Annotated in this window: 24 protein-coding genes; 22 read left to right on the forward strand and 2 right to left on the reverse strand. The window is 56.7% G+C overall.

Features of this window, described 5'->3' with window-relative positions; genetic code table 11:
- Positions 1-301 precede the first annotated feature (301 nt).
- The 13 genes from ABI171_RS03205 to ABI171_RS03265 all read left to right on the forward strand — a co-directional run bounded on the left by ABI171_RS03205 (position 302) and on the right by ABI171_RS03265 (position 10,168).
- Entirely contained in the window at positions 302-646 is a 345-nt protein-coding gene (locus ABI171_RS03205) for an ATP synthase subunit I (RefSeq protein WP_348091166.1), read from the forward strand.
- Entirely contained in the window at positions 643-1,467 is an 825-nt protein-coding gene (gene atpB, locus ABI171_RS03210) for a F0F1 ATP synthase subunit A (protein WP_348091167.1), read from the forward strand. Before ABI171_RS03205 ends, atpB begins: the two co-directional genes overlap by 4 nt.
- A 106-nt stretch (positions 1,468-1,573) precedes the next feature.
- The gene (gene atpE / locus ABI171_RS03215) at positions 1,574-1,819 is read left to right on the forward strand and encodes a F0F1 ATP synthase subunit C (protein ID WP_038494309.1); all 246 of its coding nucleotides are present in this window, start codon (positions 1,574-1,576) and stop codon (positions 1,817-1,819) included.
- Between the two features lie 67 nt (positions 1,820-1,886).
- Positions 1,887-2,357, forward strand: a complete 471-nt coding sequence (locus ABI171_RS03220; RefSeq protein WP_348091168.1) for a F0F1 ATP synthase subunit B — start codon at positions 1,887-1,889, stop codon at positions 2,355-2,357.
- A gap of 2 nt (positions 2,358-2,359) precedes the next feature.
- Positions 2,360-2,899 carry a F0F1 ATP synthase subunit delta gene (locus tag ABI171_RS03225; protein ID WP_348091169.1) on the forward strand — a complete coding sequence of 180 codons (540 nt, stop codon included), beginning with the start codon at positions 2,360-2,362 and terminating at the stop codon, positions 2,897-2,899.
- A gap of 52 nt (positions 2,900-2,951) precedes the next feature.
- Positions 2,952-4,493, forward strand: coding sequence for a F0F1 ATP synthase subunit alpha (atpA, locus tag ABI171_RS03230; RefSeq protein ID WP_038494300.1), 1,542 nt, complete (start codon positions 2,952-2,954; stop codon positions 4,491-4,493).
- Positions 4,494-4,510: 17 nt separating this feature from the next.
- A complete protein-coding gene (gene atpG / locus ABI171_RS03235) occupies positions 4,511-5,395 on the forward strand; it encodes a F0F1 ATP synthase subunit gamma (protein ID WP_348091170.1) in 885 nt (294 codons plus the stop codon).
- A gap of 49 nt (positions 5,396-5,444) precedes the next feature.
- Entirely contained in the window at positions 5,445-6,845 is a 1,401-nt protein-coding gene (gene atpD / locus ABI171_RS03240; protein WP_348091171.1) for a F0F1 ATP synthase subunit beta, read from the forward strand.
- Positions 6,846-7,003: 158 nt separating this feature from the next.
- Entirely contained in the window at positions 7,004-7,429 is a 426-nt protein-coding gene (locus ABI171_RS03245; RefSeq protein ID WP_348091172.1) for a F0F1 ATP synthase subunit epsilon, read from the forward strand.
- A 202-nt stretch (positions 7,430-7,631) separates the two neighbouring features.
- On the forward strand, positions 7,632-7,886 hold the full coding sequence (locus tag ABI171_RS03250; protein ID WP_348091173.1) for a hypothetical protein: 255 nt from the start codon (positions 7,632-7,634) through the stop codon (positions 7,884-7,886).
- A gap of 96 nt (positions 7,887-7,982) precedes the next feature.
- Entirely contained in the window at positions 7,983-8,423 is a 441-nt protein-coding gene (locus ABI171_RS03255; RefSeq protein WP_348091174.1) for a CoA-binding protein, read from the forward strand.
- Between the two features lie 43 nt (positions 8,424-8,466).
- Positions 8,467-9,273, forward strand: coding sequence for a PPK2 family polyphosphate kinase (locus ABI171_RS03260; RefSeq protein ID WP_348091175.1), 807 nt, complete (start codon positions 8,467-8,469; stop codon positions 9,271-9,273).
- A gap of 76 nt (positions 9,274-9,349) precedes the next feature.
- Positions 9,350-10,168, forward strand: a complete 819-nt coding sequence (locus ABI171_RS03265) for an SGNH/GDSL hydrolase family protein (protein ID WP_348091176.1) — start codon at positions 9,350-9,352, stop codon at positions 10,166-10,168.
- A gap of 79 nt (positions 10,169-10,247) precedes the next feature.
- On the opposite strand, the gene ABI171_RS03270 is transcribed toward ABI171_RS03265, so the two are convergent.
- Together ABI171_RS03270 and ABI171_RS03275 are read right to left on the reverse strand one after the other, a co-directional pair.
- The gene (locus tag ABI171_RS03270; RefSeq protein WP_348091177.1) at positions 10,248-11,021 is read right to left on the reverse strand and encodes a transporter substrate-binding domain-containing protein; all 774 of its coding nucleotides are present in this window, start codon (positions 11,019-11,021) and stop codon (positions 10,248-10,250) included.
- A 32-nt stretch (positions 11,022-11,053) separates the two neighbouring features.
- Positions 11,054-12,532, reverse strand: coding sequence for a PLP-dependent aminotransferase family protein (locus tag ABI171_RS03275; protein ID WP_348091204.1), 1,479 nt, complete (start codon positions 12,530-12,532; stop codon positions 11,054-11,056).
- Positions 12,533-12,692: 160 nt separating this feature from the next.
- On the opposite strand from ABI171_RS03275, the gene gabT reads away from it, so the two are divergent.
- The 9 genes from gabT to ABI171_RS03320 all read left to right on the forward strand — a co-directional run bounded on the left by gabT (position 12,693) and on the right by ABI171_RS03320 (position 25,302).
- A complete protein-coding gene (gene gabT, locus ABI171_RS03280; RefSeq protein WP_348091178.1) occupies positions 12,693-14,015 on the forward strand; it encodes a 4-aminobutyrate--2-oxoglutarate transaminase in 1,323 nt (440 codons plus the stop codon).
- 67 nt (positions 14,016-14,082) lie between these two features.
- Complete coding sequence (locus ABI171_RS03285; RefSeq protein ID WP_348091205.1) at positions 14,083-15,183, forward strand: ABC transporter ATP-binding protein; 1,101 nt, start codon at positions 14,083-14,085, stop codon at positions 15,181-15,183.
- Between the two features lie 48 nt (positions 15,184-15,231).
- A complete protein-coding gene (locus tag ABI171_RS03290; protein WP_348091179.1) occupies positions 15,232-16,272 on the forward strand; it encodes an ABC transporter substrate-binding protein in 1,041 nt (346 codons plus the stop codon).
- 198 nt (positions 16,273-16,470) lie between these two features.
- The gene (locus ABI171_RS03295; RefSeq protein WP_348091180.1) at positions 16,471-17,766 is read left to right on the forward strand and encodes an ABC transporter permease; all 1,296 of its coding nucleotides are present in this window, start codon (positions 16,471-16,473) and stop codon (positions 17,764-17,766) included.
- 4 nt (positions 17,767-17,770) lie between these two features.
- The gene (locus ABI171_RS03300; RefSeq protein ID WP_348091181.1) at positions 17,771-18,604 is read left to right on the forward strand and encodes an ABC transporter permease; all 834 of its coding nucleotides are present in this window, start codon (positions 17,771-17,773) and stop codon (positions 18,602-18,604) included.
- Between the two features lie 86 nt (positions 18,605-18,690).
- Complete coding sequence (gene gabD, locus ABI171_RS03305; RefSeq protein ID WP_348091182.1) at positions 18,691-20,145, forward strand: NADP-dependent succinate-semialdehyde dehydrogenase; 1,455 nt, start codon at positions 18,691-18,693, stop codon at positions 20,143-20,145.
- An 851-nt stretch (positions 20,146-20,996) separates the two neighbouring features.
- Entirely contained in the window at positions 20,997-22,883 is a 1,887-nt protein-coding gene (locus tag ABI171_RS03310) for a S53 family peptidase (protein ID WP_348091183.1), read from the forward strand.
- A 303-nt stretch (positions 22,884-23,186) separates the two neighbouring features.
- Complete coding sequence (locus ABI171_RS03315) at positions 23,187-23,924, forward strand: OmpA family protein (protein ID WP_348091184.1); 738 nt, start codon at positions 23,187-23,189, stop codon at positions 23,922-23,924.
- Positions 23,925-24,132: 208 nt separating this feature from the next.
- Positions 24,133-25,302, forward strand: coding sequence for an MFS transporter (locus ABI171_RS03320; protein WP_348091206.1), 1,170 nt, complete (start codon positions 24,133-24,135; stop codon positions 25,300-25,302).
- Positions 25,303-25,670 lie beyond the last annotated feature (368 nt).

The raw sequence follows: 25,670 nt of genomic DNA on the forward strand, positions 1-25,670 counted from the left end.
CGGCTCACCATTTGGGTGCATCAATGCAGATTAATCGTGTAGACGAATTCACGGATTGGTCCCAAAGATTTGATCGGCGAAGGCAATTGGAGCCATTATCATTTGTTGTATAAGCTTATGATTCGGCAGCAAAAGTTTGACGAAAGCCGCGCCCAGCCTTTATAATCCTCGGGCTTCTAAATCAGCCGTAGACTGGTAAGTTCTTAGCAACGGCGTGGTCGTTGCGAGATAACTGCGCTGCATCAACACACTGCAACCGCGTTCTGTTAAGCGAGTCGTTTTCGCACATTATTGGGTCAGTATGCTGCGCATCGTGCTTATGCAATTTGTTACTACGGTCGTGCTGGCGTGTATCGCAGGTTTGTTAGCCGGCGTACCCGGATTCTGTTCCGCGCTGTTAGGTGGGGTGTGTTGCGCGGTTCCCAACGGACTGTTTGCTCTCCGTCTTTATATCAGCGCGCGCAAACCAGGCGGCGCCAACCCGATGTCTTTTTTCATCGGCGAGTTTGTCAAAATTGCTACAACGATTGCGCTGATTGGCGCGGTCGTATGGTTGTATCACGATTTGAATTGGCCGGCCTTTATCGTCAGCTTCATCGTGGTACTTAAAAGTTACATAATCTTACTTTTTAGACATCGATCATGACTGTAGCCCCAAGCGAAGCACTAACCCCCTCAGAATATATCGTCCATCACCTTGGACATTTTGCCAACGGCCATCAAGTCAAGATAGTCGATTTTTCGATCATCAATATCGACACCATTTTCTGGTCAGTATTCGCCGGCGTGCTCGGCAGCCTGCTGATGTACCTGGCCGCGCGTAAAGCGACGGCCGGTGTGCCAGGCCGTTTCCAGGCTTTCGTCGAAATGGTGGTCGAGATGGTTGACGACCAGGCCAAAGGCATTGTGCATGGTGACCGTAGCTTCATCGCACCGCTGGCGTTGACGGTGTTCGTCTGGGTTGCGCTGATGAATTCGCTCGACTTCCTGCCGGTCGACATGTTTTCCTTCTTCTTCAAATGGATTGGTTTGGAAGGCGTCATTTCGCATCACCGCGTAGTGCCGACCGCCGACCTCAACGGCACCATGGGTATCGCCCTGGGCGTGCTGGTGCTGATGCTGTATTACAGCTTCAAGATCAAAGGTATCGGCGGCTTCCTGCATGAACTGGTCGCGGCGCCTTTCGGTATCTGGCTGGCTCCCGCCAATCTGCTGTTGAACCTGATCGAATTTGCTGCAAAGACTGTATCGCTGGCGATGCGGCTGTTCGGCAACATGTATGCCGGCGAACTGTTGTTCCTGTTGATCGCGCTGCTGGGTTCCACAGCGACTGCGTTCGGTTTTGTCGGGCACGTGATTGCCGGTTCGATCTGGGCGATCTTCCACATCCTGATCGTGTTGTTGCAAGCGTTTATTTTCATGATGCTGACCCTGGTGTATATCGGCCAGGCGCATGAGTCGCATTAATCGGTTTTGAATCTGGTGTTTTAGTTTTTGTATCTGTTTGCGTATTAATTCTTGTATTAATTTTTTGTATTAATTTTTGTATTCACTTAACTTTGAAGGAATTGTCATGACTGATCTGTCTTTTGTTGCTTTGGCTTGTGGTTTGATCATCGGTTTGGGCGCTATCGGTGCTTGTATCGGTATCGCGATCATGGGCGGTAAGTACCTGGAAGCATCGGCACGTCAACCAGAACTGATGAACACCCTGCAAACCAAGATGTTCCTGCTGGCTGGTCTGATTGACGCTGCGTTCCTGATCGGTGTTGGTATCGCCATGTTGTTCGCATTCGCAAATCCATTCGTTCCTAAGTAATTTAATCGAGCGTAACCGAATCGGCTGAAAGCATTTCAGCCCACGTTATTCTGAGAAGGAAATTACTATGAACTTAAATGCAACATTGCTTGCTCAGTTCGTAGTCTTCTTTATCCTCGCGTTGTTCACGATGAAATTCATCTGGCCGCCGTTGATAAAAGCGCTCGATGAGCGCGCCAAGAAGATTGCGGACGGCCTGGCAGCCGCGGACCGCGGCAAGGCAGACCTGGCAGCCGCTGAAAAGCGCGCTTCGGCAGAACTGGCAACCGCGCGCGACGAAGGTCAAAAGCGCATTGGCGACGCTGAAAAGCGCGGCCAGGCGATTGTCGACGAAGCCAAGAAAACTGCTGCTGAAGAAGCTGCTCGTATCATCGCTAACGCCAAAGCCGAAGCAGAACAGCAAATGACTAAAGCTCGCGAAGCATTGCGCGGCGACGTTGCGACCCTCGCGGTCAAAGGCGCCGAACAGATCCTCAAGCGCGAAGTCAACTCTGCTGCTCACGCCGATTTGCTGAACCAACTGAAAACAGAGCTGTAATCATGGCAGAACTTGCAACGATTGCTCGCCCTTATGCAGAAGCGCTGTTCCGTGTCGCCAAATCGCAAGATCTGACAGCCTGGGCCAACCTGATGTCGGAAATGGGACAAGTGGTGTCCCATCCCGAGGTCAAGGCGCTGGCGCAAAATCCTGCCGTCTCGCATCAGCAAGCCGCTGATACGTTTCTGGCGCTGTTGAAATCGCCGCAGGCAGCCAGTGCCGAAGTCAAGAACTTCGTCGCCATGCTGGTTGATAACGGCCGTTTGATGGCGTTGCCGGAAATCGCCGAGCAATTTCATGTGCTGAAGAACGCACAGGAAGGCGCTGCCGATGCTGAGATCACCAGCGCTTTCGAAATGACCGAAGCGCAAGTGAAGGATTTGATCGCCACGCTGGAAAAGAAATTCGGCCGTAAGCTGAACCCGTCGGTCACTGTGGATAACTCGCTGATCGGCGGTGTCCGCGTAATGGTTGGTGATGAAGTGCTCGACACGTCGGTACGCGCCAAGCTGCAGGAACTGCACGCTGCCCTGGCAGCGTAATCGGACCTGCTGACGCCATTGCCTAAGCAACGAAAAATATTTAGGAGTTTATATGCAACTCAACGCGTCTGAAATCAGCGAACTGATCAAGAGCCGGATTCAAGGCCTTGGCGATACCGCTGAAATTCGCAATCAAGGCACGGTTATTTCCGTGTCCGACGGTATCTGCCGTATCCATGGTCTGTCTGACGTGATGCAAGGTGAGATGCTGGAATTCCCGGGCAACACATTCGGCCTCGCGCTGAACCTCGAGCGCGATTCCGTCGGCGCCGTTATCCTGGGCGACTTCGAGCACATTTCCGAAGGCGATACAGTCAAATGTACCGGCCGTATCCTGGAAGTGCCTATCGGTCCGGAACTGCGCGGCCGTGTAGTGAACGCACTGGGCCAGCCTATCGACGGCAAGGGTCCGGTCAACACCAAGCTGACAGCGCCGATTGAAAAGATCGCTCCAGGCGTTATTGCCCGTCAATCCGTTTCGCAGCCAATGCAGACCGGCATCAAGTCGATCGACTCGATGGTGCCGATCGGCCGCGGTCAGCGCGAACTGATCATCGGCGACCGTCAAACCGGCAAGACTGCTGTGGCGATTGATGCGATCATCAATCAAAAGGGCCAGGACGTGACATGTATCTATGTCGCTATCGGTCAAAAAGCATCGTCGATCAAGAACATCGTGCGCTCGCTGGAAGCACACGGCGCCATGGAATACACCATCGTTGTTGCTGCATCGGCTTCCGAGTCGGCTGCGATGCAATATCTGTCGGCTTACTCCGGCTGCGCAATGGGCGAATATTTCCGTGACCGCGGTGAAGACGCGCTGATCGTGTATGACGATCTGTCGAAGCAAGCTGTTGCATATCGTCAGGTATCGCTGCTGCTGCGCCGTCCACCAGGCCGTGAAGCTTATCCTGGCGACGTGTTCTACCTCCACAGCCGTTTGCTGGAACGCGCAGCACGCGTGAACGAAAAGTACGTCGAAGATTTCACCAAGGGTGAAGTCAAGGGCAAGACTGGTTCGCTGACTGCTTTGCCGATCATCGAAACCCAGGCTGGCGACGTTTCCGCGTTCGTTCCGACCAACGTGATTTCGATTACCGACGGTCAGATCTTCCTGGAAACTTCCTTGTTCAACGCCGGTATCCGTCCTGCGATCAACGCCGGTATTTCGGTGTCGCGCGTTGGTGGTGCTGCTCAGACCAAAGTGATCAAGAACCTGTCCGGCGGTATCCGTACCGACTTGGCGCAGTATCGCGAACTGGCTGCGTTTGCTCAGTTTGCTTCCGACCTCGACGAAGCGACCCGCAAGCAGCTGGACCGCGGTGCACGCGTAACCGAGCTGTTGAAGCAGGCGCAATACTCGCCGTTGTCGATTTCGCTGATGGCTGTGACTTTGTTTGCGGTCAACAAGGGCTTCCTGGACAGCATCGACGTCAAGCAAGTACTGCCGTTCGAAAGCGGTCTGCACAGCTTCATGAAGACCAGCCACGCGCCTTTGCTGCAAAAGATCGAAGAAACCAAGCAACTCGATAAAGATGGCGAAGCTGCATTGTCCGCTGCCGTTGCTGATTTCAAAAAATCGTTCGTGGCTTAATTTAACTGGAGCACGGAATGGCTACAGGTAAAGAGATACGCAGCAAGATCAAGAGCGTAGAAAATACGAAGAAGATCACCAAGGCGATGGAAATGGTCGCCGCATCCAAAATGCGCAAGGCGCAGGACCGGATGCGTGCGGCACGTCCCTACAGTGACAAGATTCGTAATATCGCTTCTAACTTGTCGCAAGCCAATCCAGAGTACACGCACCCGTTCATGGTGAAGCAGGACAACTCCAAGAACGTTGGTTTCATCGTCGTCACCACAGACAAAGGTCTGTGCGGCGGCATGAACACCAACTCCTTGCGTATGCTGACCGCGAAACTGCGTGAGCTGGAAGGACAAGGCAACAAGGTTCAGGCAGTAGCGATCGGCAACAAGGGTCTGGGTTTCCTTAACCGGATCGGCGCCAAGGTCGTTGCGCACGCCGTGCAACTGGGCGATACGCCGCATCTGGACAAGCTGATCGGGCCGGTCAAGGTACTGCTCGATGCTTACCAGGAAGGTCACCTGGACGCGGTTTATCTGGTGTACACCAAGTTCATCAACACGATGAAGCAAGAGCCGATGCTGCAGCAGTTGCTGCCGCTGTCAGCTGATCGTCTTGAGGCTGACAGTAAAGCTGGTGATGCAGGTTCGCATTCCTGGGACTACATTTATGAGCCGGATGTGCAAAGTGTCATCGATGAATTGCTGGTGCGTTACGTGGAAGCGCTGATTTATCAGGCTGTCGCTGAAAACATGGCGTCCGAGCAATCGGCGCGGATGGTGGCGATGAAGTCGGCTAGCGACAACGCGGGTAACGTGATCGGCGAATTGAAACTGGTCTACAACAAGACGCGTCAAGCTGCGATCACCAAGGAATTGTCTGAGATCGTCGCCGGTGCTGCTGCGGTGTAACGCAAATTGCGTTTAACAGAAATTAATTTTATATATTGAAGGAACGAAAATGGCTGATGGCAAAATCGTTCAGTGTATCGGCGCTGTGGTGGACGTTGAATTCCCACGTGACGCGATGCCTAAGATTTACGACGCCTTGAAGATGGATGGCTCGGAACTGACGCTGGAAGTACAACAACAGCTGGGTGACGGCGTAGTCCGCACCATTGCGCTGGGTACATCCGACGGTTTGCGCCGCGGCATGATAATCAAGAACACAGGCCAGCCAATCATGGTGCCGACCGGTAAAGCAACACTGGGCCGCATCATGGACGTACTGGGTAACCCGATCGACGAATGTGGTCCGGTCAGCCGCGAAACTACCGCGTCGATCCACCGCAAGGCGCCTGCCTACGACGAACTGTCGCCATCGCAGGAATTGCTGGAAACCGGCATCAAGGTCATCGACCTGGTTTGTCCGTTCGCCAAGGGTGGTAAGGTCGGTCTGTTCGGCGGTGCGGGTGTGGGCAAGACCGTGAACATGATGGAACTGATCAACAACATCGCCAAGGCGCACAGCGGCTTGTCCGTGTTTGCCGGCGTCGGTGAACGTACTCGTGAAGGTAACGACTTCTATCACGAAATGGCTGATGCCAAAGTGGTTGATCTGGAAAATCCGGAAAAATCCAAAGTGGCGATGGTGTACGGTCAGATGAATGAACCGCCAGGTAACCGTCTGCGCGTTGCGCTGACCGGCCTGACGATCGCTGAAGGCTTCCGTGACGAAGGTAAAGACGTGCTGTTCTTCGTCGATAACATCTACCGTTACACACTGGCCGGTACTGAAGTGTCCGCGCTGCTGGGCCGTATGCCATCGGCTGTGGGTTACCAGCCTACGCTGGCTTCGGAAATGGGCCAGCTGCAAGAACGTATCACATCGACAAAAACCGGTTCGATCACATCGATCCAAGCCGTCTACGTTCCTGCGGATGACTTGACCGACCCGTCGCCTGCTACTACCTTTGCTCACTTGGATTCCACCGTTGTGTTGTCGCGTGATATCGCTTCGCTGGGTATCTATCCTGCGGTCGATCCGCTGGATTCGACTTCGCGTCAGCTGGATCCGCAAGTGGTTGGTCAAGAGCATTACGAAACCGCCCGTGCTGTGCAAGGCATCTTGCAACGCTACAAGGAATTGCGCGACATTATCGCAATTCTGGGTATGGACGAACTGGCTCCTGAAGACAAGCTGCTGGTGGCACGCGCACGTAAGATGCAGCGTTTCCTGTCGCAGCCTTTCCACGTTGCTGAAGTGTTTACCGGTTCACCAGGTAAATACGTTTCGCTGAAGGACACGATCAAGGGCTTCAAGATGATCGCCAGCGGCGAACTCGATCACCTGCCGGAACAAGCGTTCTACATGGTCGGCACGATCGAAGAAGCAATCGAAAAGGCCAAGAAGATCGGCTAAAGACAGCCTCGCTGCGTCATCCCCGCGAACGTGGGGATCCAGGTTACCAGCTTGGATGGCGACTAAGATGGATTCCCGCGTGCGCGGGAATGACTGGGTCGGAAATGACGCAGTGGCGCTGCTTGACGCTTGATTTGATGGACAACAAAGGGTTTAAGATGGCAAACACTATTCACGTAGACGTTGTTTCCGCGGAAGAGATGATCTTCTCCGGCGAAGCTGAATTCGTCGCGTTGCCGGGTGAATCGGGCGAGCTGGGGATTTATCCTCGTCATACTCCGCTGATCACACGCATCAAGCCGGGTGCTGTACGGATCAAGGTGGCAGGCCAGGCACAGGACGAGTTTGTGTTCGTTGCCGGCGGTTTGCTGGAAGTGCAGCCGCATCGCGTTACCGTGCTGGCTGACACCGCGATCCGTGGCGCCGACCTGGACGAAGCGAAGGCTACCGAAGCCAAGCGTCGCGCCGAAGAAGCGTTGACCAATAAAGAATCCCTGATCGATTACGCAAAAGCACAGTCCGAGTTGTCGGCGGCGATTGCACAATTGGCAGCGATTGCGAAATTGCGTCAAAAAGGGCGTTGATCCGATAGCGCAGTATTTCGGATGGCAACAAGAAAAAGCAGCTTCGGCTGCTTTTTTGTTGTCTGCGCAAAACCGCGCACGTCGCGAGGACCTGGTTTATGATGACTCGAGGCAGTTTTTTCAACTAATATGCACCAATCGGCCAGGCCGGCGGGGCGTGTGTCTCAGGCTACATCAAGGCGGACGGCAATGAAGATTCGGCATGAACGCCGCATTTGCTCCTTTCGGTTCGGTCGATCCCTCAGGCAAGATCGCCGGGTTTGACGTGGATATCATGCAAGTAGCAGTGGACGAGGCGGGCCTCAAGATCAACGGCGGACTGAAGGCAGTGCGCGCTAACAGCAGCTACGATAAGATCTCGCCGGTTACTCCACCAACTAGCCGCGCAGCGGTTTTCCGGCAAGGGGAGGGCGGCTTGATACGCTTGCCCGCCCGCCTCGCAGGGCTGTACCGGTAATCGTGAAATCGCAGTAGGATCCGCAGTAAGACTTCATGTTCAGGTTCTCGAATTTATCGAAATTTCCCTTACACCAGCCAGCAGATCGCCCAACTCATGACTACGCTATCCAAGCCCGAATATAACCCCGCCAACCCGGTGATTGCGATTGTCGGCCTGTCGCCGAAACCAGACCGTCCCAGCTACGGCGTGGCGCGCTACATGCAAGAGCACGGCTACCGCATCATTCCGGTCAATCCCATGCATGTAGGCGCTCACATTCTCGGAGAGCCTTGTTACGCCAATCTGTATGATGCGGCAAAAGCGCTGGCGAAGGAAAATCAGAAGATCGATATCGTCGATTGCTTCCGCAAGGCCGACGACATTCCACCTATCGTCGGCGAGGCAATCATGATCGATGCGCGCTGCATCTGGATGCAGCTTGGCATCGTTAATGAAGCGGCGGCTGTCAAGGCGCGCGCCATAGGGATGCAAGTAGAAATGGATAGCTGCATCAAGATCGAACATGCGTTGGGCAACCTGCACGGCATCTTGTAGCCAGCGCAGCCACGCAACAAGAATTTATTGATCGGAGAAACGAATGAAAGCATGCAAGCAGTTCCGCGCCGGCAAACAGACCAAGATCCAGGACGCCGACGCCTCGGATAAGCCGCTTTCCAGCGGCGATAAAATCAAGGATAAGGAGCAGGTCGAGGCGATGGCAGCGGAAATCGCCGCGTTGCAGGAAATGCTTTACGCCGGCCACCAGCACAAGGTGCTGGTGGTATTGCAAGGCATCGACACCAGCGGCAAGGACGGCACGGTAAAAGGGGTGTTCAACCTGGTCAATCCGCAGGGCATCCAGATCGCCGATTTCAAGGCGCCGAGCACCATCGAACGCGCCCACGATTATCTTTGGCGGGTCCATCAGCAAGTGCCGCGCCAAGGCGAGATCGTGGTGTTCAACCGCAGCCATTATGAAGACGTGCTGGTGACGATGGTGCATGACTGGATCGATGAGGCCGAATGCGAGCGCCGTTACGCCCAGATCCGCGATTTCGAAAGAATGCTGGCGGAAACCGGCACTACCATCATCAAGTGCCTGCTGCATATCTCGAAGGACGAGCAGCGCGACCGCCTGCAAGAGCGGGTGGACGATCCTGCCAAGCATTGGAAATTCGACATGCAGGATCTGGAGGAACGCAAAAGCTGGGACAAGTATCAGGAATTGTTTGGCAAAGCCATCGACGCCACCGATGCCGATCATGCGCCCTGGTATGTGATTCCCGCCAACTCCAAAACCCACCGCAACCTGGCAATTGCCAGCATCCTGCTGGAAACCCTGGCCGATTTGAAGTTGAAGCCGCCAGCCGCCAAACCTGAATTAAAAGGCTTGAAAATTACCTAAATTCTGGCCGCCAGCCCCTATAATTGCTTGCTGAAAGGCAAAATATAAAATACCTCACAAGCCAAGGAGACACGAAGTGCGCCGCTGGTTGCCGGAACTGATTGCATTACCGCTTTTGCCATGGTTGATCATGCAAGGCCGTCGCACGCGCCGCATCACGCCACGTCTGCCCGAAGCGATGGGGCCGACCATCGGCCAGGCGCAGATCCCGACCGGAATCGGCCCCGAGCCGCAACAACGGCCATTGGCATTGCTGACGATCGGCGAGTCGCCGGTGGCAGGGGTTGGCGTCGCCACCCACTATGAAGCGATCACCGGCCAGTTTGCCGCCGCGCTGTCGCTGCGCCTGCAGCGCACAGTGACCTGGCAGGCAGTCGGGAAGAATGGCGCCACCCTGAGCGATGCAGTCAAGACCATGCTGCCGCAGGTAGCCTCGCAAAAGGTCGATATCGTGTTGATTGCCTTCGGCGTCAACGACACCACCGCGTTCCGCTCTTGCCGCCGCTATCGCGCCGAATTGCTGCAACTGATGCGCGATCTGCAGGCGCACCTGACGCCACGCCTGATCGTCATTTCCGGTATTCCTCCCATCCACGCTTTCCCGGCGCTGCCAGAACCCCTGCGCTACATACTTGGCTTGAAAGCCAAGGCGTTGGATGAAACCGTGGAAGAGCTGATTTTCAATCTACCTGCGGATCTGAATAATGTGCGGGTAACACGGGTGCCGATGCTGATCGATATCAATGATCGCGCCTTGATGGCCTCCGATGGCTTTCATCCATCGGCCAACGGCGTTTCACTGTGGGCTCGGCAACTGGCTACCGCGGTTGCAGCGCATTTGAAATCGATCAAGAAAAGCAACGCAGCGCAGAAAACGGCCAGCAAGCAAGGGTAATGGATCACAGGCTGACCCGACTCGATAGGATCAAAGCCTACGCCATTCGTAGTTTTTGCTTCACTTGCTGCTATTTATCCTATTTAAGCCATTGATCGACCAGCCGCTCATAATTCCCGGTGGCCTTTAACTGATGCATCCAGGTATCCGCAAACTGCTTGAACGGCACATCGCCGCGCGGCAGCATGAAGGCTTTTTCCGAAAATTCCAACGGTTGCTCCGGATGGATCGCACATAGCTGCGGATGCAGCTTGGCCTGCCACATCGTTTCGCTGGCGTCGGTCACCATGACATCGGCCTTGCCTTGCACGATCTGGTCGAAGATGGTGACATTGTCCGGATGCAGGATCAGCTGCGCCTGCTTGTAGTTGGCGCGGGCGAAGCGCTCGTTGGTGCCGCCCGGGTTGACGATGGCGCGCGTGGCGGGTTGGTCGATGGCTGCCAGCGACTGAAATTTCTGGACATCGGTACAGCGGGCGATAGCGGACTTGCCGTCCACCATGTGCGGCACCGAAAACGAAACCTTCTTTTGCCGTTCCAGCGTCACCGAGACGCCGCCCATGGCGATATCGCATTTTTCCAGGAAATCGCTGGTCAGGTTGCTCCAGCTGGTTTTGACAAAGTGCGCTTCGACCCCGAGCGCCTTGGCCAGCGAGCGGGCGAGGTCGACGTCGATGCCTTCGAAACTGTTGTCGGCCTTCAAAAAGCTGAATGGTTTGTAGTCGCCGGTCATGCAGACACGCAGGTTGCCGGACTTGATGACTTCATCGAGGCGCGATGGGGACACTTGCGCCGATGCCGGCATGGCTTGCACACCGAGCGCCAAGGCAAGGATAAAAATCAGCTTTTTCATACAGTCTCCTCGATTAAAAAAATGGTGATAATTCATTTCCAATGGGCTTTGATAATCGCCGCCAGCTTGTCGAAGGCCGGCGCGATCTGTTCATTCGATACGCCGGCGTAGCCTAGCAGCAAGCCATTGCGGGCGGTTTCGCTGTTCATGTAATAGCGCGACAATGGCCGCGCCACAATCCCCGCTTCGCGCGCGGCGCGGCTGATCGCGAGGTCGTCGCATTGCGCCGGCAGGCCGAGCGCCAGATGCAGGCCGGCTTCGCCGCCGGTCAACGTGATGCCGTCGCCGAAGTGGCGGTCGATGGCCGCCTGCAGCAGCTGCAAGCGCTCCGCATACAGCAGGCGCATGCGCCGGATGTGCGAGGCAAAATGGCCCTCGGTCATGAAGTCCGCCATGATCGCCTGCATGAACACCTGGCTACCGCGGTACAGTTCGGACACGCCAATCGCAAAGGCGTTCGCCAGCGATTCCGGCACCACCATGAAGCCGATGCGCAGGCTGGGGAACATGGTCTTGCTGAAGGTGCCCATGTACAGCACGCGGTCGTCGGTATCCATGCCTTGCAGCGAGGCCAGCGGCCGGCTGCCATAGCGGAATTCGCTGTCGTAGTCGTCTTCGATGATCCACACTTTGCGCTGCGCCGCATACTCCAGCAGCATGCGCCGCCGTGACAGGCTCATCACCATTCCCAGAGGATATTGGTGCGAGGGGGTGGCGCAAATGAAGCGTGGCGGTTGCCGCAGGTTGGCCAGCCGCATGCGCATGCCTTCGGCGTCGACCGGAATCGCCACCGGCTTGATGCCGAGCGAATTGAGCACGCTGCGGGTGCCCCAGTAGCAGGGATCCTCGACCCAGGCGCTGTCGCCATGCTCGCCCAGCAGCTTGACCACGATATCCAGCGACTGGTGGATGCCGGTAGTGATGATCACTTGGTTGGCATTGCAGTTGACCGAGCGCGCCATGCGCAGGTATTCGGCGATTGCTTCGCGCAGCGGCAGGTAGCCGCCGGCATCGCCGTAGGTCAGCAGATCGGCGCGCGAACGCCGCCAGTGCTTGTTTTGCAGGCGGCTCCAGATCTTGTTCGGGAACAGCGTCACATCCGGCACCCCCGGCATGAAAGCGCCCCATTGCAAATCGCTGACCCCGGCTTGCTGGATCAGTTGCGCGCCGTGCGCGGACAATTCCGATTCACCGCTAGGATCGGTCAGCGGCGGCATGTTCAGGCGGGTTTCTGGAATCTGGTCAGGCGTGGTGTCGGCGATGTAGGTGCCGGAACCGGCCCGGGTTTCCAGATAACCTTCGGCGATCAGCTGCTCGTAGGCATAGGTCACGGTGTTGCGCGATATGCCCAGTTCCTGCGCCAGGTCGCGCGAGGAGGGCAATTGCAAGGCAGACGGCAGTAGCTGCGACAGGATGGCTTCGCGGATGGCTTGGTAAATCTGCCGGTTGAGCGGCGTGCCGGCGGCCGCAGCCTTGGCAATCGTGCCATCTGCGCCACGCTCAATGCGCATCAGCAGGAAATCGGTGAGCGAGGCGATGCGCAAAGTGGCTCCATGAGAAAACTGAAAGTGGCACTATATTATAGAGCCAGCCCGGCCTTAGTATGCATTAAAGCAGCAGTGCATAAGCAGTAATACAGACAAAAAACGCATATCGACACCAGGAGCCAGTATGAAGAACGACGGATACGACGCGGCCGCGGCCATCGCCAACTCGAACAGCAATGCCGAACTGCATAAGCGCAAGAATGCCGCCACTCCGCGCGGCGTCGGCGTCATGTGCGATTTCTACGCCTCGCATGCCCTTAATGCGGAAATCTGGGATGTCGAGAATCGCCGCTTTATCGATTTCGCCGCCGGCATCGCCGTGTTGAATACCGGCCACCGTCATCCGAAACTGATTGCGGCAATGCAAGAACAACTTGGCAAATTCACCCACACCGCCTATCAAATCGTCCCCTACGCCAGCTATATCGAGCTGGCCGAACGCATCAACGCCATTACCCCGGGCGATCATGCCAAAAAGACCACCTTCTTTTCGACTGGCGCCGAAGCGGTCGAAAACGCCGTCAAGATCGCCCGCGTCGCCACCGGCCGCAGCGCGGTGATCGCTTTTTCCGGCGCCTTCCATGGCCGCACCATGATGGGCATGGCGCTGACCGGCAAAGTGGTGCCGTACAAGGTCGGTTTCGGCCCGTTTCCGGCCGAGGTTTACCACGTGCCGTTTCCGGTCGAACTGCACGGCGTCAGCAGCGAGCAGTCGTTGGCGGCTTTGCAATCCCTGTTCAAGGCAGACGTCGATCCCAAGCGCGTCGCCGCCATCATCCTGGAACCGGTGCAAGGCGAGGGCGGTTTCTACGCCGCGCCGCCGGCCTTCATGCAAGCGCTGCGCAAGTTGTGCGATGAACATGGCATCTTGCTGATCGTTGACGAAGTGCAAACGGGTTTTGCCCGTACCGGCAAGTTGTTTGCGGTAGAACATTCCGGCGTCATTCCGGACCTGATGACCATGGCCAAGAGCCTGGCTGGCGGCATGCCTTTGTCGGCCGTCTGCGGACGCGCTGAAATCATGGATGCGGCAGCGCCCGGCGGTCTCGGCGGCACGTACGCCGGCAATCCGCTAGCGGTGGCGTCGGCGCTGGCGGTGCTGGAAGTGATCGAGGAAGAGCAGTTGGTCGAGCGGGCCAATCTGCTGGGCGCCAAGCTCAAACAAACATTGGAAGGCTTGCGCGCAGAGATCCCGCAGATTGCTGACATCCGTGGCTTGGGAGCGATGGTGGCGGTGGAATTCATGCGGCCGGGCACGCGCCAACCGGATGCCGACTTCACCAAGAAGATTCAGGCCGAAGCCCTCAAAAACGGCTTGCTGTTGCTGAGCTGCGGGGTCTACAGTAATGCGATCCGTTTCTTGTTTCCGCTGACCATAGAGGATAACTTGATGGATGAGGCGCTCGCCATCCTGAGTACAGCGATGCGTTCGGTTGCGGCCGCTTGAAACCTGTCAGGAGAACAAGTTGAAGCAAGAGAATATCGCTCCTCACCTAGCCACATCTGCTGAGGATATCGCCAGCCACAGCGCCACGCAGGATACGCTGGTGCAGTTTTCCGGCGTCAAGAAAACCTATGACGGCGAGAACCTGGTCGTCAAGAATCTCAACCTGGATATCCAGCGCGGCGAGTTCCTGACTTTGCTGGGACCGTCCGGTTCCGGCAAGACCACTTGCCTGATGATGCTGGCCGGATTCGAGTTTCCCACCGGCGGCGAAATCCGCCTGGATGGCCAGCTGCTCAATAAAGTCCCGCCGCATAAACGCAATATCGGCATGGTGTTCCAGAACTATGCCTTGTTCCCGCATATGACTGTGGCGCAGAACGTTGCCTACCCGCTAAGGGTGCGCAATATCAACGGCAGCGAGCGCATCGACAAGGTCAAGAAGGCGCTCGACATGGTCCAGATGGGCAAGTTCGGCGACCGTTATCCTGCGCAATTGTCCGGTGGCCAGCAGCAGCGTATTGCGCTGGCGCGGGCACTGGTGTTCGATCCCAAGCTGGTGTTGATGGATGAGCCGCTGGGCGCACTCGACAAGCAGCTGCGCGAGCATATGCAGCTGGAGCTGAAAGCCCTGCACAAACGCCTTGGCGTGACGTTCGTCTATGTGACGCACGACCAAAGTGAAGCGCTGACCATGTCGGACCGCGTCGCCGTATTCGACCAGGGCATCATCCAGCAACTCGCGGTAGTTGATCGCCTGTACGAATATCCCGAAAACCTGTTCGTTGCCGGCTTTATCGGCGACAACAACCGCTTCCACGGCGTGCTGAGCGCGACCGATGGCGAAAACGGCACGGTGCGCCTGCCGCATGGCGGCTTACTGAGCGGCGTCAACGCCAACCAGGCCGGCATCAATCAAGACGTTGTTGCGTGCATCCGGCCCGAGCGAATTCATTTACTGCCTTTGGCGAGCGCTACCGCCAATGCATTCCCGGTCAATGTCAGCAGCCTGATTTATTTCGGCGATCACGTGCGGGTGCGCTGTGCGATTCCGCAGCAAGAGGATTGCTTCGTCAAGCTGTCGCTGAACGACCCGGCGCTGGTGGGACTGAACGAAGGTACGGTAGTTGCATTGGACATAGATCCCAAGCACTTGCGGATTTTCACTTAACACTATTAAAAATTCTGGCCTGCTTTTTTTCAATTCCGAGGAGATGTGATGAAGTCTGTATTCAAGCCTGTTTTTACCAGCATCGTACTGTCGCTGGCTACCATCGGCATGGCGCAAGCCGCGGCGCTGACCTTGGTCAATTTCGGCGGCGCCAACGGCGCAGCGCAGAAGGTTGCTTACATCGATCCCTACGCCAAGGCTAGCGGCGACAAGATCACCGTGGTGGAATTCAATGGCGAGCTGGCCAAGGTCAAGGCCATGGTCGAAGCCAAGAAAGTCAGCTGGGATGTGGTGGAAGTTGACGCCGGCGATATCGGCCGTGCATGCGAAGAAGGCCTGCTGGAAAAAATCGACTTCAGCAAGATCGGCAACAAGGCGGATTTCAGTCCCGCCGCCATTCATGAATGCGGCGTCGGCGCTTTCGTCTGGTCGACCGTGCTGGCCTACGATGCCGATAAACTGAAAGTCGCGCCGAAAACCTGGGCCGATTTCTGGGACACCAAGAAATTCCCGGGCAAGCGCGCCATGAAGAAAGGCGCCGAGTACACGCTGGAATTTGCGCTGATGGCCGATGGCGTGGCGCCGAAAGACGTCTATAAACTATTGGAAACCAAGGCTGGCGTCGATCGCGCCTTCAAGAAACTGGATGAGCTCAAGCCGAACATCCAGTGGTGGGAAGCCGGCGCGCAGCCGCCGCAATTTCTGGTGGCCGGTGACGTTGTCATGACGACCGCGTTCAATGGCCGCATCGACGCCGCGCAACGGGAAGGCAAGAACCTGAAAGTCAGCTGGATCGGCAGCATCTACACGCTGGATTTCTGGGTGATACCAAAGGGTACCCCGAACAAGGCGGATGCTGAAAAATTCATCGCCTTCGCCAGCAAGCCGGACTCGCAAAAGGCCTACGCCAGCAATATTTCCTACGGCCCGGTAAATAACCAGGCGCTCAAGCTGCTGGATCCGAAGGTGTTGGCCAACTTGCCTACTTCGCCGGCCAACGCCAAGGATGCATTGCAACTAAGCTTGTCGTTCTGGACGGACCATGGAGAAGAACTGGAGCAGCGTTTCACTGCCTGGGCTGCGAAATAACTGCTGTCGGCATTGCTTACGGATGCATATGCTTGCGGAAATTCTCAACGCGTCATCCTCGCGAACGCGGGAATCCAACTTATCTGCAATTGAATATTGCAACCTGGATCCCCGCGTTCGCGAGGATGACGCAATTCAGCCGGTTAAAGCGGTGCGCGACTATTCTTTGCAGTTCAATTCTGATCAAACCGGATTACCATGACTTCTATTGCATCCGCTGCCGGCGCTAACGCGATGCCGGCAGCGCCGCCTGCATCGCCACACAATTCACAGCTAAAACGTGAGTTGCGGCAAGCGCAATTTCGCAAGCGCGCCGCTGCGTTGGCATTGATCGCGCCGCTGGCGATTTTTCTTTTGCTGACCTTCCTGGTGCCGATTGCGATGTTGCTCAAGCGCGCGGTGGAAAATCCGGAAATCGTCACCACGCTGCCGCATACCGTAGCGGCACTGTCCAACTGGGATCGCAAGAGCAGCCCGCCGGACGCCGCGTATGCAGGGCTGGCGACCGATCTGTTGCAGGCCAGGGAAAACAGCGAGGCTGGTTCGCTGGCGCGCCGTCTTAATTCGGAAATTTCCGGCGCGCGTTCCATCATCATGAAGACCGCGCGTGCATTGCCCTTGCTTGATGCCGATGGCAAACCGCTGCCTGCCACGCATATCAAACAGGCTCTGATCGATATCGACGAACAATGGAGCGAGCTGCCATACTGGCAGGCGATCGCCAAGAATGGCGCACCGTATTCTCCTTACTATCTGCTGGCGGCGCTGGACTTGAAACAGGACGCTTTCGGACATATCGAAAAGGCCGATCCCAGCGCCTCGGTGTACCAAAAGATTTTCGGCCGCACTTTCTGGATGGGACTGGTCGCCACACTGGCTTGCCTGGTGCTCGGCTATCCGCTGGCCTATTGGCTGTCAACCATGTCGGAGCGGCGCGCCAACCTGTTCATGATCCTGGTGCTGATTCCATTCTGGACGTCGATCCTGGTGCGGGTCGCCGCCTGGATCGTGCTGCTGCAATCGGAAGGACTGGTCAACAAGGCCTTGATGGCGACCGGCCTGACGCAGGCGCCGCTAGAGTTGTTGTTCAACCGTATCGGCGTCTACATCGCGATGACCCATATCCTGCTGCCGTTCATGATCCTGCCGCTGTATAGCGTGATGAAAGCGATCCCGCCAACCTATATGCGGGCGGCGGTATCGCTCGGCAGCCATCCGTTCGCCGCCTTCTGGCGCGTGTATGTGCCGCAGACTTTTCCCGGCATCGGCGCCGGCGCCTTGCTGGTGTTTATCCTGTCGGTCGGTTACTACATCACGCCGGCATTGCTGGGCGGCCCGAACGAGCAGATGGTCAGCTATTACATCGCTTATTTCACCAACGTCACCATCAACTGGGGCATGGCTTGCGCGCTCGGCGCCTTGCTGTTTGCAGCTACGCTGGTGTTGTACGGCGTCTATCGTCGTTTCACAAAAGCCGATGTGAGCATGGGATAAAGTCATGAAACTATTTCCGCAATTCCCGCCCTATGTATCGCTCACTGAGCGCGTCTGGTTTTATTTTTCGCGCGGCTTCAATCTGCTGGTGCTGCTGTTCCTGTTGCTGCCGATCCTGGTCATCATTCCACTGTCGTTCAGCGATAGCACTTTCCTGGTCTATCCGATCCACGGCTTCTCCATGCGCTGGTATCAAAACCTGGTGCAGTCGGAAGAATGGGTCAGCGCCGCCAAGAACAGTTTCATCGTAGCGCCGCTGGCGACCGTGCTGGCGACCATACTCGGCACGCTGGCGGCGGTCGGTTTGAACAAGGCCGATTTCCGCGGCAAGGGTTTGCTGATGGCGGTGCTGATTTCGCCGATGGTGGTGCCGGTGGTGGTGGTCGGCGTCGGCGTCTACCTGTTCTTCGCGCAGATCGGTTTGTCGGATAGCTATACGGGTTTGATACTGGCGCATGCGGCGCTGGGCGCGCCGTTTGTGGTCACCACGGTGCTGGCGACCTTGCAGGGATTCAATCAGAATCTGGTGCGCGCCAGTCTCAGCCTCGGCGCCAATCCGCTCTCGACTTTCTTCCGTATCACCTTGCCGGTAATAGCACCGGGTTTGATCTCCGGCGCATTATTCGCCTTCGCCACATCGTTCGACGATGTAGTGGTAACCTTGTTTGTCGCCGGTCCCGGACAAGCCACCTTGCCGCGCCAGATGTTTACCGGCATCAAGGAAAACATCAGCCCGACCATCGCTGCGCTGGCCACTATCCTGATCGTGTTTTCCACTTGCCTGCTGCTGGTGCTGGAATGGATACGCGGACGCAACAAGGCGCTCGCCAAAATCTAGTTCTTCGCTTGCCTGCAAGTTACCGCTTTTTAGCCGGCATATCGCACTGCGATATGCCGGTCTTCAATGTTCATAGGAGTTACCTCATGAAGCAATTAAAAGATCCCACATTGTTCCGTCAGCAAGCCTACCTGAATGGCGAGTGGTGCAACGCCGATGGCGGCGGCACCCATGCGGTGACCAATCCGGCCACCGGCGAAACCATCGGCAGCGTGCCGCTGATGGGCGCCGCCGAAACCAAACGCGCAATTGCCGCCGCCGACGAGGCGTGGCGTCAATGGCGGCGCAAGACCGCCAAGGAACGCAGCATCATTCTGCGCAAATGGAATGACCTGATGCTGGCCAACCTGGACGATCTGGCCCTGATCATGACCGTCGAACAAGGCAAACCGCTGGCTGAATCGAAAGGCGAAATCACCTACGCTGCCTCATTCATCGAATGGTTTGCCGAAGAGGGAAAACGCGCCGGCGGCGACACGATTCCATCGCCAACGCCAGGTACGCGCATCGTGGTGGTGAAGGAACCGATCGGCGTTTGCGCCGCGATCACGCCATGGAATTTTCCTGCTGCGATGATTACCCGCAAAGCCGGTCCGGCCCTGGCCGCCGGTTGCACCATGGTGCTCAAGCCGGCGGAGTCGACGCCGTTCTCGGCACTGGCGCTGGCGGTGTTGGCCGAGCGCGCCGGCATTCCTGCCGGCGTGTTCAGTGTGGTGACCGGTTCTGCGCGTGAAATCGGCGCCGAGATGACCAGCAATCCGATCGTGCGCAAGCTGACGTTTACCGGTTCCACCGGCGTTGGCCGTTTGCTGATGGAGCAGTGCGCCGCCACCATCAAGAAGCTGTCGCTGGAGCTGGGCGGCAATGCGCCGTTCATCGTGTTTGACGACGCCGATCTGGATGCCGCGGTAGAAGGCGCGATGGCGTCCAAATATCGCAACGCCGGACAAACCTGCGTCTGCGCCAATCGCCTGTATGTGCAAGACGGCGTCTACGATGCCTTCGCGGAAAAACTGGTGGCTGCGGTCGCCAGGCTGAAGGTTGGCAATGGCTTGCAGGAGGGCGTCACGCAAGGCCCGCTGATCGACCAGAAAGCGGTGGCCAAGGTCGAGCAGCATATTGCTGATGCGCTGGCCAAAGGCGCGCGCGTACTGGCTGGCGGCAAGCGCCATGCGCTGGGCCAGAGTTTCTTCGAGCCGACCGTGCTGGCCGACGTCACTGCCGATATGCTGGTGGCGCGCGAAGAGACTTTCGGGCCGATGGCGCCGCTGTTCCGTTTCAAGACCGAAGAGGAAGCGGTAGTGCTGGCCAACGATACCGAGTTCGGCCTCGCCAGCTATTTCTACTCGCGCGATATCGGCCGCATCTGGCGCGTTGCCGAAGGTCTGGAAAGCGGCATGGTGGGCATCAATACCGGTTTGATTTCCAATGAAGTCGCACCATTCGGGGGCGTCAAGCAATCCGGTCTGGGGCGCGAGGGATCCAAATATGGCATCGAGGATTACCAGGTGATCAAATATTTGTGCATGGGCGGTATCTGACAAATAGCCAAGATTTTTAGGTGAAAATTGCCTGTTCTTACAGGCAATTTTATACAAACTGAATACCCCGTTTTGATGTCTGGGAAGGCATCAATGTGGTGCTGCACCACCAAGTCGATACGGCATTTTTTAATATAAAAATGCACCATAATGCGGCAAGGTAAAAAACGCCGCGAGCCAATATTCATGCGGCTTTTCGGCCAACAATCCCATGTAAATCCCTGTATTTAAATATGTCTTTTTGTATCTCGCACAGGTACAGGATTTTCTGTTTTTTTTAAGATGAAACAAATTGTAAGAACGGATAAGTAAATATTGCAGTATGGAAATTTAAGACTTATGCTGGGGCCGTAATATGCAATATCAGGCACGTGGAAATACAGATTTTTTGTAGCGACACTTACCCCACAAGCGTAATGCTGTCGTATCGATGGTCCTTAAAAGGGAATAGTGATGACCGGCGTTAAGTCTTTAGAATCAGCAGTGTTTCTGCAGTCGCAATCCGAACGAATTTTGGATTCCTTCCACACCATCTCCCCCCGTATTCCGGTACAGGTTGCGCGATCCCCAAGGGTTGCACACCGGCCATCCCAGTAACGAGCTAGAAGTTCGTTAACCCTGCATCGCATAGGCGATGCAAATCTGACGCTTAGCGTGCTCATTTAAGGCTGCTTTTTGCAACCTTGTGGTTTCGTACATCTGTCGTTTGTGCGCTACCCGCGGTTCTAAGTTGCAGGGAGGCTTCATCGCGCATGCACCGCATTGCGGGGGTATGGGAAGGTGCGCTCAAGCGTTGTCGCAAGATGTTTCCACGTTGTTTCCGTGTTGCTTACTTTAAAAGGAATAAGAAGATGAAATCGAAAGCATCAGCAGCAAAAGCAGGGGAATTCGCACTGCCGCGTATCAGCGCACTGGCCTTGGCTCTGTCCCTCGCATGCATCGGCATGGCGGCGCATGCAGCCACCGATACCTCGAACTGGGTATCGACCAAGACCGACGCCTTTTTACCACGGGTACAGACGCACGACAGCACCGGTGCCGCGGTGACAGCGGACCAGGTCGCTGTGGATATGGCGCAAGGTGAAGAAAAGAGCGTTACCGTCAGCCTGCAATTGCGCAACAAGGCACAACTGGACAGCTTCGTAAAAGAACTCTACACACCAGGCAGCTCGGTGTACCACAAGTTTTTGACGCCGGCGCAATTCGCCGAGCAGTATTCGCCTACACAAGCGCAAGTCGACGCCGTTACCGCGCACTTGAGCAAAGCCGGCTTCAAGAATATCAGCGTCAGCTCGAACCGTTTGCTGGTCAGCGCCGACGGCACTGCGGCTACTGTGAAACAGGCGTTCAACACGTCCCTGAAACGCTTCACGCATGAAGGCCGCAACGTCTACGCCAATGAAACCGCAGCACAAGTGCCGCCGGAACTGGCGAATATCGTCGGCTCGGTGCTCGGCCTGCAAAATGCGGCAATCCATCATGTGACGCATAGCGGTGTGCACAATACGCAAAAGAGCATCGTCCAGGCCGCGGCCGGTACGGAAACCTCGCACACGCCCGTGCAGTACCCAGGCATCTATGGCGCCGTCACGACGCCTGCGGCGTCGAATGCAGTTGTCGGTACGATCTCTGAAGGTAACATGACGTATACCCTCAACGACTTCCAGACTTTCCTCAGCAATAATCCAGGCTTGCCAAAGCTGACTCCTACCGTTGTATACGTTGGTGGCCAGACCTCGGATGAGTCTGGTGAAGTCGAATGGGCTTTGGATAGCCAGGTGATTTATGGCGCCGCTGGTGGCGTAAAACAATTGATATTTTATACTGCGACGTCGATGCAGGATGCGCCACTTAACGCAGCCTATAACCAAGCCGTGACCGACAATGTCGCTAGCGTGGTTAACGTTTCACTCGGCGAGTGTGAAGCTTCCGCCAAGTCATCCGGTGTACAAGCAGCAGATGATGCTGTGTTTGAACAAGGCGTGGCACAAGGCATTACCTTCTCTATCGCCTCGGGCGATGCCGGTCCTTATAACTGCGATACCGATTCTCAGGGCAATCCCGGCGTGGCAAATACTACGACCAAGAAAAAGACCTATGACGTGAGCGAGCCTGCCAGCTCGCCGTATGTGATGGCGGTTGGCGGCACGGCCTTGTTTACCACTTCTGCCGGCGCCTATAACGGCCAGGCAGTGTGGAATGAAGGCACCGCATCGACTGGCGACGGCAGCGCCGTGCGTATCTGGTCTAGCGGCGGCGGCTTCAGCAAGTATGAGACTGCGCCAAGCTGGCAGACTTCCAGCATCGTCGGTACGGGTCACACCACGCGTGGTTTGCCTGACCTCGTATTTGATGCTGCATCGGCCAGCGGCACCTACATCTACATCACCGCGTCGAACAACGGCGGTACCGCTGCCGGCGTAGTTGGCGGCACCAGCATGGCGGCGCCGATGTTTGCCGGTTTCTGGTCGCGCCTGGAATCCGCGCACAGCAACAATCTCGGCTTCCCTAACTCGGCCCTCTACGCCTCCATTCCATCAAACGCAAATCTGGTCTTCCCGGTGACCAGCGCAACTGTCGATGGCGATGCGGTCGACTACAACGGCTGGAGCACGACTTATCCAGGGATGAAAGCCAATGCATCGGGATGGAGTGCAGCGACCGGTTTCGGCAGCCTGAACATCGATAACCTGAACGCTTACATCACAGCCAATCCGACTGTCTTCCCGGCCAAATAAGGGAGCACATACCGGCCTCATCGACATCTTGCCGGAAAGCATGGGGCCGGTTTGGCCTGGCAGCGCATTGCGCTACAGCGTATAGCGCAATGATATTTTCAAATGGGTAAATGCCTCGCCGGCTGGCAACAGCCGGAGGGGTATCTTTTTATGTGGCCAGCTGCCAGGCAGAAATTATATAAGGCAGGAGATGTTTAAAAAATAACATTCCGTTACTGAAATTACACCGTCGGCATGTCTGCCGATGACCGTTGCCCGTTTAATACGTAGCAGTTATCTGCTGCTTATTACGAGGACAACATCATGCATACCCATATCCGCAATCTCCTGCTCCTGTCGGTCGCCGGCGCCAGCTTTCTGGGCGCAGCCAACAACGTGTTTGCGCAACAACCCCAATATCAACCACAGGTCCAGAGCGATCCCGGCTGGCGTCGCGATGCTCCGCAAACGGTCTATGAACACGATGGCTGGCAACGCTTCGAGGCGCCGCCGCCGCGTTATGAAATCGTGCCGCAATCGCCCCGTTCAGGTTACGCATGGCAAAACGGCTATTGGCTACAGCGCCATCGCGATGAACCGCGCTGGGTCAGGGGTTACTGGGTTGCAGTCGCCGCGCAGCCAGTGGTGGTGGTGCCGCCACCACCTGTTCAGTACCAGCGTCCAAAAATAGAACGCATCTCCGCCGATGCACTGTTCCGATTCGACCAGTCCAGCCTTGATCAGATGCTGCCGACGGGCCGCGCGCAACTTGCGGTCATCGCCAAGCGCCTCGCGGCCAGCCGCTATGCACGGGTTGAAGTGCGCGGCTATACCGATCGCCTGGGCGCCGACAGCTACAACCTGAACCTGTCGATCCGCCGCGCGACAACCGTGAAAGATGTGCTGGTGAGCTATGGCATCCCGGCCGACAGAATCAAAGCGGTCGGCCTCGGATCGCAGGAGCCGGTTACCCAATGTAGTGATCGCCTTCCTCAGGAAACGCTGATCCGCTGTCTGTTGCCTAACCGGCGCGTCGAGATTGCCACTTTTTCGATGCAGTGAGATTGCAGCAGCTTGCCCTGAACCGCCATATCGCAAAAATCCAACACTTTGCGCTCTCGCTACCCGATTTCATCGTCGAAATCTGGTAGCGCTAACACAAATAAACCGCGATTGATATAATGTTGCTACGCACCACGACTCCGGTGCGCGCCTTGACTGCCGCCTGTTTCCCGCTATTCGGCAGTTCCATTTCCGGACGATCATCATGCTGTCTCTGCCCCTGTTTGCTCTCGCCGTTGCCGCCTTCGGCATCGGTACGACGGAGTTCGTCATCATGGGCTTGCTGCCCGATGTGGCGCGCGATCTGGGGGTGACCATCCCGGCAGCCGGCATGCTGGTGACCGGCTATGCGCTGGGCGTCACGATCGGTGCGCCGATCGTCGCCATCGCCACCGCCAACATGCCGCGGCGGAGCGCGCTGCTGAGCCTGATCGGCCTGTTTATCATGGGTAACGTGCTGTGCGCTCTTTCGCCGAATTATGCGGTGCTGATGCTGGCCCGAATCGTGACGGCGTTTTGCCATGGCGCCTTTTTCGGCATCGGCTCGGTGGTGGCTGCCGGCCTGGTGCCGCCCAATCGCCGCGCGCAGGCGATTGCCCTGATGTTTGCCGGCCTCACGCTGGCCAATGTGCTGGGTGTGCCTTTCGGCACCGCTCTCGGCCAACAGCTGGGCTGGCGCTCGACGTTCTGGGCGGTGACCGTGATCGGCGTGCTGGCGGCAATTGCCCTGGCGCTATGGCTGCCGAAGAAAATCGAGATGCAAAAGACCAGCCTGCTGCAAGAGTTTTCCGTGCTCAAGGACAAGCAGGTCGTGATGGTGCTGGCGATCAGCGCACTGGCTTCGGCCAGCCTGTTTGCGGTGTTCACCTACATCACGCCGATCCTGGAAGACGTCACCGGCCTGACGCCGCATGCCGTGACTCTGGTGTTGCTGGTATTCGGTCTCGGCCTGACGGTCGGCAGTGCACTCGGCGGCAAGCTGGCCGACTGGCGTTTGCTGCCGTCGCTGATCGGCTTCTTGATGGCGCTGGCGGTGATCCTGACGGTATTTACCCTGACCATGCGCACGCCATTGCCTGCGGTAATCACGATTTTCGTCTGGGGCGTACTGGCCTTTGCGATCGTGCCGCCGCTGCAAGTGCTGGTGGTGGAACGCGCCAGCGCCGCGCCGAACCTGGCTTCCACCCTTAATCAGGGCGCCTTCAATCTCGGCAACGCCGGCGGCGCCTGGTTTGGCGGCATGGCGATCGGCGCCGGCTTCCAGCTGACCACGTTGCCTTATGTCGGTGTGGTGCTGGTGGTCCTGGCGCTCGGGCTTACCTTGTGGTCGGCGTCGATCGAACGCAGTAGCGGCTTGGTGATGACGCCGAGCGAATAAAACGGCGGCCTCGCTGCTGCCATCAATGAATGCAGCACTTCCCTGCATCGGCCCGGCTGCTTAAGCTAGCGCCAACTCCCGCCGCGCCCCAAATCCCGGGGCGCAATTGATCAGATCGCCGTTATACTGATTTTGCATTATTATTATCTTTTACGCATTGCTACCATATGCCTTGCTGCTATCCAGCCGCCGTGACAAGGCAATTGCGGATGATGGCTCGCGCCAAAATCTTGCTTTAAAGAAAGATTGGTTGTAGATTCACTGGTTAGAGCAAAGAAGGACCGGATATCCGATATCCGCGCGTATGTGCCCAGCCTCGCTAGACAGCCGCCATGGCATCGGTATATTTTATAGCCAAGCATTCATCC

The organism is Collimonas sp. (assembly GCF_039923675.1).
Lineage (GTDB): Bacteria > Pseudomonadota > Gammaproteobacteria > Burkholderiales > Burkholderiaceae_D > Collimonas.